Genomic DNA, 13,267 nt, shown 5'->3' with positions numbered 1-13,267 from the left:
GACCATGAGAAAGTATCTACCGAGTCACCGTGTCTGGGTGATAACGAGTTTCATCGTCTTCTCGATCGGCATCATGTGCGGCTGGACCTGGTGGGACAAGCAGTCCACCCAGGTTCAGTACTACATGCTCGGTCGAGCTGCCTACATGACCACTCAGTACGACATCGCTGCCGACTACTTCGACAAGTCGTTCGCCAGCTATGTCGACCAGAAGAGCACCGCCGACAGCTTCTCGCCGCCGGCGTCTCTGGAAGTGGCTGAGCTTGCTCAGCACTTCAAAGCGCTCTCTTTCGTCAAGATGGGCAACGCCAAGCTGGCCATCATCGCATACAAAGATGCGCTCAAGCTGACCACCGAATATGCCCTTTCGCAAGTCGATCTCTCGCCTGCTCAGCTCGCTAAGCTGCGCGCCGACCGCAAGGTGACCCAGATCGACTTCGAGATCCTCTTCAACCAGAAGCAGGACCAGGCCCAGCAAGAGGGCAAGGGCAAAGGTAAGCCCGGCCAGCCTGGCGACAAGCAGTCTCAAGATCCGTCCAAAGGCAATCAGGCCGGCAAGGCGGACCGCAACGCACTCTAACCACGGGGGCAGCCATGCTCAACGTCCGTTTCATGGACCCCACCGTGCTCTGGGTGTGGGTTCCTATCGTGCTTGTGCTGGGCGGAGCTTTCGCCTGGTACAACCTGCGCACCCTGGAAGGGGCGCGCCAGCTCTGGGGCGACCACATCTTCCTCAAGCAGTTCTCGCCTCGCAACGCAGCCCAGACAAAGTCGCTCTGGCTGCAGTGGCTCTGCTTCGTGGTCGTTCTCGTCATCGCTCTGGCTGGACCTCAAGTCTCGACTGCACCAGATATGGTGCCAGCCGGGTCGACCGAGGTCGAGTTTGTCTACGACGTCTCTCCCTCGATGGGGGCGGAAGACTATCGTCCGTTCCTGCCGGCGCCCGAAGGGCAGTCGATGCCCGACAAGTCGTTTCAGTACGGCACGCGACTTGATGCCGCCAAGTACTACACGACGCAGCTTCTGGTTCAGCTCAAAGACAACGCGGCTGGACTGACGACCCTCATGGGCGAAGGCTTCAACATGTGGGACATCACAACCGATCTCAGTCCCAAAGGCGCCTTCAACGTCATGCGCCAGAAGTTCGTGCAGATAAAGGCCGCGCCTGGTGGCGGGTCTGACTACACGGCTGGTTTCAAGGCCGCTCTTGCCCAGTTCGACTTGATGAGTGAAGTGCACAGGCGGCTGGGTCAGCCCACCGACAAGGAGCGCTTCATCGTCCTCTTTACCGATGGCGGCTTCACAGGCGACCCGGCTGAGCTCAAGAAGATGCTCGGCGAGCTTGGCAAAAGGCGGATTCATCTGCTTATCGTCGCGCTCGGCGGCAACACGCCCGTGACTGTGCCTCTCTATGACGAGACGACGAAACGTCGCACCGGCAAGTACTATGAAGGCACCACCAAGCTCGAGCCGCAGGTGCTCGTGCAGATGCAGGCAGCCGTTCCCGGGGCGCAGCTCATCTACGCTCCGCCGGGCACGGTTAGCATCGACTACAGCTTCCCGCAGCATGCCGGTGACCTGCATGCTTTGCCGGCTCACTCGAACCTGCGTGCCTGGCTGCTTCTGGGCGACATTCTGTTGCTCATCTTCATCACTACAGGCGGTGGCGGACTGCCCCGCTGGAAGCTTTTGCTGCCCAAGATCCGCGTCTCGAATCTTAGCCTGGGCAACCTGCTTGGCAGGTCCGCCTCGGCTCGGACCGCGATCGATTCCCTTAACCGCAAGTCCGATGGTCGGACAAATTAGGAAGGATGACTATCATGTCTAACAAAGATCGTGCCGCGGAACTCCGCGCCAAGTGCCTCGCCGTCACCGCCGAGTTCGACAAGTACGTGGTCGGCATGTCCTATGTGGGCAAGCTCATGATCTCGTCGGCGATTCAGGGCGGCATCTGCCACTTCCTCGCCGAAGGCGTGCCCGGCACTGCCAAGACGCGCTCGGTGGAAGTGATTTCGCGCCTGATGCGCGGCAAGTCCACCGTCATTCAGTTCACCTCCGATATGATGCCGAAGGACATCACCGGCAGTGCCTACTTCCACAAGGAGCTCGACCCGGCAACGGGACAGATGGTCGGCTCCTGGAAGGCGGCCTTCGGCGACATGGCCGATTCCAACTGGATTCTCGGCGACGAGATCAACCGGGCCGCCACGCACACCCAGTCGGCGATGCTCTCGCCGATGTCGGAAGGGCGCGTCAAGCTGCCCGCCTCCAGCCTCAGCGCCGAAGAGTCGACCCGCTACCTGCCCAAGGTCAACGTCTTCATGTGCACGCAGAATCCGATCGAGCAGGAGGGCACCAACCCGTTGCCGGAAGCGCAGCATGACCGGTTCCTCTACAAGGTCATCTACGACTATCCGTCGCGCAAGGACGAGCTGCACCTGATGCGCAACCCGCATCTGGCTCGGCGCGAGATTCTCGACGAGATCAAGCCCGTGATCACGCTCGACGAGATTCTCGAGACGCGGCAGTATGTGCGCGAGAACATGCGCGTCGCCGAACCGTTCATCGAGTACGCGGCGTCGGTGGTGCGGGCCACCCGCCCCGGCTCACCCGAGTTCATCGACCTCTATCGCAAGAATCCGGCCATCCGCCCGATTCTCGATGCAGTCGAGTCGGGCATCTCGCCCCGCGCCAACATGTCCCTGCAGGACGCCTGCCGGGTGCGCGCTTTCCTCTTCGGCAAAGACGAAGACGGCGTCTCGTCGCGTGACTTCGTCATGCCCGAAGACCTCAAGGCGATTGCTCACTCCGTCTTCCGTCATCGCATCCGCATGAAGGACGAGGCGGCTCTGCGTGTGGTCAAGGGCGGCAAGCCCGACGACAACATGTGGGAGATCAACCCCTACCCGACCGACGGTTCGATCACCCGTGAGCAGGTGGTCGAGCGCCTCAACAAGCCGGGCAAGAATCCGATCACCGTCGACCACTTCATCGACGCGATTCTGACTCACCTGGATCACACCACCGACTGGTCCGCGTACCAGGGGTGAGCCCTCCAATGTGAGGCGCTGTTCGCCTGTATTTTGAACCGCGCCTCCATAGCCGTTAGCGGCGTTGGAGTTGGCATTCGAATGTTTGACTTCAACCCGCTGAACTGATGGAGAGCGCTATGCTACCAGAAGATTCCATGGAAGTCGTCTTGCAGATCAAGCGCATGCTTGACGGCAAAGGCGTCAATGTTCGCTGGCCCTCCGGCGATGTGTTCACCTCACCGAGTCTGCGCAAGAGCAAGCGCAAGGGTGTTGGTATCCAATACTTTGGGCAGAAGATCTATGACCCCGCCGATGGTGACGACCCGCGTCGCATCGACTACAACGCCACTGCGGCTGAGCCGGAAGACGAGTCGGGTGACCAGCAGATGATCGTGCAGACTTACAAGAGTCCGCGCATCATCCGCATGCACGTGCTTCTCGACGTCAATAAGTCGATGAACATGGGCACCAAGGGCACGCTGAAAAGCATTCTGGCTGCGGCCTGCGCCGGCAGCGGCATCTTCTCTGCCAGGAAGTTCAACGACCAGGCGTCGTTCGTCACTTACACCCACAAGCCGGTCTCTCTGTTCAAGCTGCAGAACGCCGCTCGTTTGCTCACCCCGGCCCTTGTGCGCGCCGTCGAAGACCGCGACTTCATCGAAGTTGAGTCTTCCGGCTCCTGGTCTGCCAGGCTGCTCGGTCGCGAGCAGGAAGTTTCCGAGGCTGCCTCTCAGGAAGGTGGGCTCGCTCTTGCACTGCAGACGGTGCCTTCGCGCACCCACAGCGTGCTTCTGGTTGTCACCGACTTCGCCAACATGAACGAAGACGATTGGGAAGCCCTGCGCCTCGCGGGCATCCGCCACGACACCATCTGCGTCTTCGTTCAAGACAGGCGTGAGCGTGAGTTGCCGAAGGCTCCCTGGCCCGGCATGAGTTACACGCTCGAAGATTTCCGCGGCGAGACCAGGTCATTCTGGGTCGCTCCGGACAACTCGCCGCGCTGGTATCTGAAGCAGTTGCGGCGGCTTTTCGGTTCCGTCACCACAGCCAGAGAATACGCTGAAAACTGGCAGCGTCACGAGGAGCACATCCTCGAACGCCTGCAAGAATGCGGGGTCAACCCGGTCATCGTGAGCACGGACGAGTCGGACAGAGCTGTCCAGGACTTGCTCGCCATGCTCGCCAGCAAACTGCGCTCCTGAGGAGAGTTCTCATGAAACACTATCTGAACTACCCGGCGCTTCTGTTGGCGACCATGCTCTCGCTTTCGGCTGTGCCTGCACACGCCGACGAGGCAGCCGCCAACCTCCCGGAGCCCGGTGCTCCGGTGCACTCGACCATCGAAGATGGTCGCATCGACATCAATATCGGCACACCGCTCGTCGCCGCCTACCAGATCGGCGACAGCATTCCGGTGCGCATCGTTTTCATCCTGGAGTCTGAGACCCAGTACAAGGCCGAGCACGACAAGGGACCTCTCGACACCACACCGTCTGTGGTGCCGACTGCGCCTGTGGCAAGCGGTGACAAGGCCATGCCTGTGCCGCCCGCTCGTCTCGAATGGCCGCAGCTCGAGCTGTCTGGCCTGAAGATGAACGTGCTCACCGATAAGCCCTCCGATGTCGAGCCGCTCGTGCCGGCTTCGGTCAAGGAGTACATCCGCGCCGACGGCAAGAAGATGGTGGTGGTGGAGTTCTTCGTCACCACCTACGTGACCACCACCAAGACCCAGGTGGGCATCTCGGCCGACTTCAACTATGCCGTCTCCACTTTGCCCGATGGTCAGCCCGACTGGCGCACCGCCAGCACGAAGGAGATGATTGTCGGCATCACTCGCGCCGCCACGCAGAACCAGACGCAGATTCTCGAGGGAGACTTGAGCGCCAAGCTCAGTCCCAAAGCGCCTGCTGCTCGGCTGGCCGTTTACGGCAGCATTCCCTTCGCGATACCGATGGTGGTGGCGCTGGGGTGGCTGGCCTTCCTTCGCCTGACGCGCAAGCGTCTGCTCACGAAGAATGAGCGCACCTGGCAGGTTCTGGATGAAGTGATCCAGTCGGCCGGCGACAAGTTCACGCTCGAACATTACCGGCGCATCTTCTACGCGCTTCGCGACAACCTCGATGTCCTGGGTAAAGACACGACCCAGACCCTAGCGTCGCTTAGCAGGCGTGCCGGCCTTGATTTGGCGGCGGTGCAAGACGTGTTCAATCGCGAGACTCTGTTCTTCGATCCGAACAAGTCGATCACCTCTGCTCAGCACGACAAGCTGATGCAGTCAATCGGGAAACTGATTCCCCGTCGGTAACCACTCCCTGCCCTGGAGGTGGTTGCGCAGAGGAACGCTTGCGTTCCTGTCTGAAGAGGCGGTGTCGAAAGGCGCCGCTTCTCTTTTAGTGCCTGCAATTCCACCTCTTTCAGGAAGAAGGATTCTCATCATGAAACTCGTACAGAAACTCATGCTCGGCGCCATGGTGCTCACCGGCATGTCTATCAGCGGGGGTCAGGTGCTGGCGATGGACAGCCCGTTCCCGTACTGCAAGCTTCTCTCTCTCGACCCCTCGGCGCTGGTTGCGGCTCCCGCCGTCACCGGTCCGCAGAGCGCTGTCGACAACTCTCCGCGCCCGCCCACGATCTTCGAGCTGCTCAAGCAGACCACCGACGCGAAGGCGATCGTCAACCAGATTCTCACTCAGGCTGCGCCCCTCAAGCCTGAGGAGCTGGAGTCCATGTACGACTCGGTCTTTCAGTTGATCTCGCGCGACTACATCGAACCCTCCCGGCTGACCGCCTGGGCGGCGACGTACAAGACCAAGTACAAGGGCAAGATCAACTCCTGGGGCGACCTCAACTCGGCCATTGCCGACATGACCTCTGCCGTCGGCGACCGCTGGACTTACTACAAAGACCCGGCGGCCATCCTCGCGGCTCAGATCAGTGTCGCCGAGAAGTCTGTCTATTTCGGCGTCGCTCTGCGCCTCGACACAGACGGCAGCTACGAAGTCGAGGCCATCCAGCCCGGCTCGACTGCTCAGTCGGTGGGCATCCGCGAGGGTGACGGCATCATCTCTGTCAACGGCACGCTCCTCAAGGGGCTGTCCAAGCAGGATGCCGAGAAGCTGCTCAAAGGCGCTGACAATGCGCAGCTTCGCATCGTCAGCTTGCAAGACGGTGTGCAGGTGGAGAACACCTACACTCTGCATTCGCCTCCCGATGACGCCAATCAGGCCAAGGCCGACCTGGTCAGCAACAACATCGCTTACATCAAGCTGCCGTCCTTCATGGATGTGCAGGGCTTCAACAAGCTCATCCAGATCCTGGTGGGCATGAACGTCAAGACGCCGGGCGGGTTGCAGGGCATCGTGCTCGACCTTCGCTACAACGGCGGTGGGCTTGTGCCCATGGCCAAGGTGCTGATTCGGGCTCTGGTGGAGCGCGGTGTCATTCTCAACGAACGCAGCCGCGATGAGCAGGGCTTCGTCGTCGACTCGAAAACGTCGATTCCGCCGCTCTCCGATATCGAAAAGGCCAAGCTGCCGGCCGAGCTTCTGCCCACGCTCGACGCGCTCAAGCACCTGCCCATGGTGGTGCTCATCAACGGCTCGTCGGCGTCTGCCTCCGAGATCGTCAGTGGCACCCTGCAGGAAGTGCGCCCCGACACCACTCTGGTGGGCGAGCGCAGCTTCGGCAAGGGCGTTGAGATGGCTGTGCGACCGCTGCCCACCTGCGGTGAGCTGGCCATCACCGCCGCTGCCTACACCACCCCGAGCGGCAAGTGGCTGCACAACGTCGGCGTCGTACCCGATGTCGTCGTGCACCAGCCGCGCGGTTCGTCCGACGATGCGCAGCTCGCCTACGCAATCAAGCTGCTTGTCGACAAGACGCGCACCAACGGTGCCAACGTAGCCGTGCTGCCCCCGGGCGACACGTCCATCCTCGGCACGCCGGCGCCGCGTCCGCTGGAAGTCGTGAAGGTCGTCACCTGGCAAGACCGTGTGCTCCAGTATCGCAGTGAAATCACCCGCGGTGCGGTTGGTTTGCTGTTGCTGAGCATTCTCGGTGGCTTTGTCTGGCTGACGAGGCGCAGCAAGAGCTAGTTCTGAGGAGCGAGGGTGGTGGAGCAATCCACCACACCTTGGCTTCAACTCAAACCATCAGGAGGTTCAAATGGAACGCGATCGAATTGCGGGCCTGCTTCTGGTGGCTGTTTTAGCCACCATGTCTCTAGTCGGTTTTCTCATCTTCGATTTTAGAAGCTCCGCTCCAGGCTCTGTTGAGGAGGCTCTCGGCGCTTACTCGACGCCTCTTGTGCAACGGCTTTATCCGGCTGCCGACGCCAGATCGAGCGCAGTTGAGCTGCAGTCGCCCGAGCACAAGCTTTTCATCACCTACAAAGACCGGTCCACCGAGGACGTGGTCATGGTGCCGGGCGGCTCTGACAAGCTGTCGAGCCTGTCTTACTACCCTGAACAGCCTGGCGAGTCGGGGCGTCGCCCCCATATTAAGCGGCTCTACGGCGCCCAGGATCTGCTTATCGACGAGAAGGTCTTGCAACTCAATGGGTTGCTCCTCAAGTCGACTGAGTATGTCCCGGCTACGAAGACCCGCTTGATCACCGACTTCGCGCTCGACGGCAGCACGCATCTGCGCGAGCAGGTGTTCACCGACCCGGGCTGCTGCTCCGGTGAAGTGTTGATGCGCGACGAGCAGTGGCGCGATGATGTGGAGCATTCACTTGCTTACCGCAACATCTACCACCCCGACGACACGCGCACCATCACGCGCTTTGACGAGCACATGAATGTGCTGACGATGATCTTCTGGCCGAAGTACGAGTCGATAAGCGGCATGAAGATCCAGAAGTACTATCCGGACACGCTCACCCTGCGTCTGGATGCGGTCGGCGATTACTACAACGACACCGTCAAGTTCTTTCGCAAAGATGGAACGCTGGAGGCGCTCGTCAAGATCAGCACGGGCTCCACTGAGATCCACTACTTCGACGCCACCGGCACGAAGGAGCGACTGGAGCAGTTCTGGTTCCGCTCCGACGTCAAGCAAAATGGCGTTGTCACTTCGTCGACCTACAAGATGTACTACGTCACCGAATTCGACGCGCAGGGCAACAAGGTCAGGCAGGTCACCTTCTCGGACGGGTCGTCGATCAGCCGGATCGAGGCGTACGATGTCACCATAGACGGTGTGCATTACCTGGAACTGGACTACAACTATGACAGGGGCGCCCTGAAAGAAGTGCGCTACTGGAAAGATGAGGTCAAGTACCCGCCCTACAAGCTCGAGACTCACGAGCTCTCCGAGCAGATCACCGCGTCGCCTGTGAGTGCGGAGAATTTGCGTTTGCAGATTCAGATCGACTCTGATCTGCCGGCGCCGCCGCCCCAGAGTCCGCACTGAGACGCAGCCACATCGTGTTGGCTGCGTCTGTGAATGATTGCAACCAACACATGGAGTGGACGATGACACCATTGCAGAAATTCCTGGCCGCTTGTGCGGCCCTTGTTTTGCTGTCGGTCGCTTGCCTGTGGCTGCCTGCTTCGCAACCTCAGGCTCCCAGCCTCGAGGAGGCTTTGCAGGTCTCTCAGTCGCGCATGCCGATGCGTCTCTATTCCGGAGCGATCGACCCCAAGACTGGAGCGCCTGCCGATCCTAACGACCGCGGCTATGACATCATGGTAGACGGTCGCAAGACGGCAACTTTCCTGCAAAGGAAAGACGGCACCACGCAGGATGTCTTCTACCAGGAAAATGGAGAAGGGCTCACCTTCATCAGGGAGTACTATCCGCTTTCAGCCAGCGATGCCGGTCGTCGCATCAAGGCGCTGATTACTTTCTCCGCCGACGGCAAGACCAAACGCAGCGAAATCTGGTGGCGTCTCGACGGCACGCGCGAGAAGCTCGGGCACTTGCTCGATCCTCGCAGCGGGCGTTATGAGGAGATGGTGCTCTTTCCCGACGGCAACACGGCTCAGTCGTCGCGCATCACGGAGCCCAATCCCTATGCCAACAATTTCGAGCCCAAGCTGATCATCGAGAAGCGCTGGCTCGACAACGCCAGGCATTCGCTCGTCTATCAAGACCAGCTTCAGGACGACGGCACGCGCGATCAGGTCACCTACGACGAAAACGAGGTGCCGCTCAAGGTCAAGCACATCGGGCGCTGGGGCAAGGTCGGCACCACGGTCAAGTTCTACTTCCCGGGCACGACTCAGGTCAGCCTGGAGAGCGAAACCAGTGCCGCTGCCACCCTGGTCACGGCATATCGGAAAGACGGCTCAGTGCTCTACAAGCAACAGCTGCTTTCCTACCAGCAGTCGACGACTTACTTCGATGCTTCCGGCAAGCCGCTCTATGAGCAGGTGATCTGGACCAACGATGTGTCGGTCGGCCGATCGCTGTGGAAGGTGACTGAAGTCGACGATCGCGGCATGATCAAGCGTGAGCTGGTCTGGTCGCACGGTAAGTTCAACACCGAGACCCTCTACAATGTCACCGTCGACGGTGTCTTGTATGAGAAGGTGATTCGCACTTACCGCGAAGAAGACGGCACCCTCAAGCACGTCGACATGCTCGGGCGCAAGGTGCCGAGTCGTTCGGTCGACTACACGGCAGCCGACAACATTCGCGTACAGATTCCGGCAGACGAGCTTGTCATGCCGGAGTTGCATGAAGAGATTCCGATTCCGGAGCCGTCGTCGACGATGTCCGATCGGTAACAAGACGCTCTTTTCAGCCAGTCATGAGACTGGCTGCGGCTTACCAACTACAGGATTCAACAACATGAGTGCAGTCCTTTTCGCGCTCCTCGTCATCGCCCTGGCTGTCTGCCTCGGCGTCGTCTCCGCCGATCTCGCCTCTAAGTGGAGCTACAAGCTCTTCAACGCCGAAGTCGGTTCCGAGAAGTCCATCCTCCGCACCCTCGGTGGTGTCCTCGGACTGGCCAGCGGTGCCGCTGCGGTGCAGACCGGCAACTATGTCGCCGGCGTCTACGGACCACCGCTGGCGGTGCTCTGGGTGGCCGCCGTTTTCCTCGTCATCATCGGCGTGGGCAAGCTGTTCGTCGCCATCTTCGGATGAGCCGAGCCCTCACGGCACAAGGCGCGAAAGCGCCTTGTGCTCTTGCAACTTCTGCCAGGAGCTCAAGTCATGGCTTCCACCGAATCGCCTGACCTCTCTTTCCTTTATCCGCATCTCTTCGGGATTGACCAGACCGTGAGCGACGTGCATGCAGACCTGACAAGGATTCTGCGAATCGTCGATCACGCTATCGCCATGGCGGAGGAGCACGCTCCACACCTGCCCGAATTGGTCCTTTTGCGTGCCAGGCGCAAGCAGTTGCTGGGCTTCCAGCGCGCCACATCAGAGGTCTCCGAATATTTACAGACCCAGACGGTGGCTCTTGAGGATGGCTATGCTCAACGCATCGGTCTGGCTGGTCTGGCTGGTTGAAGTACTCTCGGCATAGAAAGGTCCGGCGAAGCTGGGCCTTTCTCCATTCTCTGGGAAAAAAGACTGGAAATACTAATTCTTATAGTAAAAATACTTTTTTTCGCAGTGGAGCAAATCCGTCAACGTTGTAAGGTTTTAGCTGGTTGTATCCTGTTTGAGCCACTGTGCGCCGGCTTACCGTGCTACTTCACGCCTTCATTGTTAATAGCGATGGCGGACCGGGCTTGATCTACGGTACGGCCCGATCAGGGCCGCTACCGGTGACCCAGCGTCGTGCCAGCCGGTAGCGCTTCCAAACTCCCTTTAGTAGTCTCAGAAAATCACGGGCGGCTCTTTTCGGATTCCGCCCAGACGCCCGAAAATACGTTGTCCTGAATGTCGACCTCTTCATCCTTGAAGAGCTTCTTCAAAATGGAGATTGTCGCCGCGCTGATTTCGGACCAATCGAAGGCGAGTCCGATCTCGACTTCCACTTCATAGTGTTTGACCGCGACAGAAACGACGCCGTCCAGTTTCAGGATTTCTGCAACAGCAGCTTGAATCGGCCGGGATTCCAATAGCAGTCTGTCGGAGTCTAACAGCACGTCCTCGGCATCCTCCGGGAAATAACGAATTGACCTGACGTCACCGTTGCTGCTGTAGAGGCACTTGGTTAAACCGAAACGGCAGACCTCGGCCGAATCGGTTTTGCATGTGCGGATTCGGTGGTTCTTGACCATTTAATATCCTTTCCTGATTCCTGTGTGAAGGCTACGCAGCGTTTTTCCCACTTGCGCTAGCCTGCCTGTAGTGGAGTGGAGCCAGTCTTGTCTCTATCCGATGGCATCGCATGCGGTGCCATCGGCAGGCGTTTGCGAATTAATAGTTGGTGGCACCGGAACTACATTGCCGCGTTCAGTTGCTCCTCTGTGAAGTGGAGCGGCAGCTTGTATTTGATGCGAATTTCTGCCACCAGTGACTGTGCCGCTGCCGTGGCCACGTCGTACTCCTCGTAATGACCCTCGAATCCGTAGTTCCAGCGCATGACCGCGTCTGCTTGTTTTGCCAGATGGTCGCACAGTTGATTCTCGGTGAAATTGCCTTCAAGCCCGGGATAACTTCTCTGCATATTGGCCAGCACTTCGGCTCGAAAGTGCGTGATGAGCCAGTCTGCATTGAATTCGCCCTCGGTTGGAGCGTCAAAGCCGGAGCGCAGGAAATCGACTTCCTCCCAGCCTGCTGCTTGCACTGCCTCGTCCGCAGTGAAATCGGCTGATATATGGAAGCGCTTGGCATATCGAGCCTTTTCACTCTTGCCAAGCTGCTCGACAATTTCTGCATGGGTCATGCCGGCTCTGATGTTGTGAAGTCGTGACAGCGTCGCGGCTCTTTCTGGTCCGACCGTCGTGCGCAGCTCTTCGAGGTCCCAGTGATCTGAGAGGTGCCAGTTGGTTTTATAGTCCTCGTCGATAGCCTGGGCCGCTTGTTTTTCGAATTCCTTCGCCGGCAAGGGTTCTTTCTGACCCTTGTATCCCTCGGACACAGCGCCTTTGAGACCTTCCGAATAAATCAGCTCTGCTTGCGAGAAGTCTTTTGGCAGGTGGTGGTTGGTGAGAAAACGCCCCATCATTTTCGCGACACTGCTTTCGATCAGCTGGTCGCGAGTGAAGCCAGTATCCATGTCGAAATACAGGCGTACTAATCTGAGCTGCTGTCTTGCGTACGCTTGCGCGTATTCGTCTCCCGACCAGCCCGCATGCAGATTGAAGTCTCGCTCGAATTTCAGAGCAGTGGCCGCGCGGACGACCTCGTACAAGCTCTTATCGTCGAATCCGGCTGGCAGCTCTGGATAGTCCTGGCGCAGCTCGGCGATCGTGTGCGGCGCGTTTGCGGCATCAGCATGGGCGCCGAGGAGACTGAAGATGATACCCGCGAGTAGAGTCTTGATGAGCCTTTTCATGGCAGTTTCCTTCTTTGGCTTTGCAGGCGCAATTGTCACCGTGGCCTGAATTTCATCTGTATCTTTCTGCAGACTACGAGTCTGGCAGCGGCTGTTTCAACGCTGGCATGCAGGGGCACGTAAGCTTTTGATGCCAACCTTCAATGTTCAACCACCAACTTGAACAGATCCGGGCGTCACTATTTGACGTTTGGTCAAATGACAGTTCTGTTGTGAGCGAATTAAATATGTGATGCGAAGTGGGTTCGGTTTATCAGTGGTGTTGGTGGTTGTCAATTTCATGCTGCACAGTTGGAGGTATGGATGCAATAACAGTTAGAAAAGTACTGTGCCTCCAGCCGATCTTCTGAACTCTCGTTAGCTCCTGCCAGCCTAACTTCGACGCCAATTACATGCCTCTCGTTGAACTGGTCTGTCAAAAAGTTGAAGTGGCAAAGGTAGTTCTGGTATGGGGAGATGCATCAAGGCTGGACCGCCGACTGGTAGACACCAGCTGTCATCGCTTGCGTATGTCCTGTCGGTTGTGCCATTGTATATGGTGGCGCAGTAAAACAAGAACGCACCGATAGTCTTCCTGTCATTCTTGAGCGGTCTATTGTCATTTGTCAGAGCGATTGGTGTTCGTTGTCACTGATAGCTCCATGCCAGGAGACTACCGTGAAGTTGTCCGAAACAGAACCAGTATTTCTTCTGTCTAAAGTAGTGAATGACGCTCCTCACTGATCAGCGTTGATTGAAATGGCTAAACTTAAGTTAGCGCGAAGCACAGGCTTAAGCCGAGCCAATCATCCTGATGTCGTGCTGCCTGGCGCCCTTGCGAAAGTTAGCGCAA

12 protein-coding genes are annotated in these 13,267 nt (G+C 58.6%); 10 read left to right on the top strand and 2 right to left on the bottom strand.

Translation table 11 applies throughout. The annotated features are described in order from the left end of the window. The first annotated feature begins 4 nt into the window (after positions 1-4). From EKK48_13250 to EKK48_13205, 10 genes are all read left to right on the top strand, one after another. Positions 5-580 carry a hypothetical protein gene (locus tag EKK48_13250; protein RTL41878.1) on the top strand — a complete coding sequence of 192 codons (576 nt, stop codon included), beginning with the start codon at positions 5-7 and terminating at the stop codon, positions 578-580. Positions 581-594: 14 nt separating this feature from the next. Beyond that, positions 595-1,806 (top strand): VWA domain-containing protein, encoded by a 1,212-nt coding sequence (locus tag EKK48_13245; GenBank protein ID RTL41877.1) that lies wholly within the window; start codon positions 595-597, stop codon positions 1,804-1,806. 5 nt (positions 1,807-1,811) lie between these two features. Beyond that, entirely contained in the window at positions 1,812-3,050 is a 1,239-nt protein-coding gene (locus EKK48_13240; protein ID RTL41876.1) for a MoxR family ATPase, read from the top strand. 107 nt (positions 3,051-3,157) lie between these two features. Continuing rightward, positions 3,158-4,234: a DUF58 domain-containing protein gene (locus EKK48_13235; protein RTL41875.1), complete on the top strand. Its 1,077-nt coding sequence runs from the start codon at positions 3,158-3,160 to the stop codon at positions 4,232-4,234. 11 nt (positions 4,235-4,245) lie between these two features. Continuing rightward, positions 4,246-5,337 carry a hypothetical protein gene (locus EKK48_13230; protein ID RTL41874.1) on the top strand — a complete coding sequence of 364 codons (1,092 nt, stop codon included), beginning with the start codon at positions 4,246-4,248 and terminating at the stop codon, positions 5,335-5,337. 130 nt (positions 5,338-5,467) lie between these two features. Further along, a complete protein-coding gene (locus tag EKK48_13225; GenBank protein RTL41873.1) occupies positions 5,468-7,126 on the top strand; it encodes a hypothetical protein in 1,659 nt (552 codons plus the stop codon). 70 nt (positions 7,127-7,196) lie between these two features. Further along, positions 7,197-8,444, top strand: a complete 1,248-nt coding sequence (locus tag EKK48_13220) for a hypothetical protein (GenBank protein RTL41872.1) — start codon at positions 7,197-7,199, stop codon at positions 8,442-8,444. A gap of 62 nt (positions 8,445-8,506) precedes the next feature. Beyond that, positions 8,507-9,763, top strand: a complete 1,257-nt coding sequence (locus EKK48_13215; GenBank protein RTL41871.1) for a hypothetical protein — start codon at positions 8,507-8,509, stop codon at positions 9,761-9,763. After that, a complete protein-coding gene (locus tag EKK48_13210) occupies positions 9,714-10,124 on the top strand; it encodes a hypothetical protein (protein ID RTL41870.1) in 411 nt (136 codons plus the stop codon). Before EKK48_13215 ends, EKK48_13210 begins: the two co-directional genes overlap by 50 nt. A gap of 69 nt (positions 10,125-10,193) precedes the next feature. Continuing rightward, positions 10,194-10,496 carry a hypothetical protein gene (locus EKK48_13205; GenBank protein ID RTL41869.1) on the top strand — a complete coding sequence of 101 codons (303 nt, stop codon included), beginning with the start codon at positions 10,194-10,196 and terminating at the stop codon, positions 10,494-10,496. A 320-nt stretch (positions 10,497-10,816) separates the two neighbouring features. Here EKK48_13205 and EKK48_13200 read toward each other — a convergent pair whose 3' ends face one another. Beyond that, a complete protein-coding gene (locus tag EKK48_13200) occupies positions 10,817-11,215 on the bottom strand; it encodes a hypothetical protein (protein RTL41868.1) in 399 nt (132 codons plus the stop codon). A gap of 161 nt (positions 11,216-11,376) precedes the next feature. Further along, the gene (locus tag EKK48_13195) at positions 11,377-12,435 is read right to left on the bottom strand and encodes a hypothetical protein (GenBank protein RTL41867.1); all 1,059 of its coding nucleotides are present in this window, start codon (positions 12,433-12,435) and stop codon (positions 11,377-11,379) included. Positions 12,436-13,267 lie beyond the last annotated feature (832 nt).

The sequence above is a fragment of the Candidatus Melainabacteria bacterium genome (assembly GCA_003963305.1).
Lineage (GTDB): Bacteria > Cyanobacteriota > Vampirovibrionia > Obscuribacterales > Obscuribacteraceae > PALSA-1081.
The sequence above is the reverse complement of the archived record's forward strand: the minus strand, read 5'-3'. Positions and strand labels throughout refer to the sequence as shown.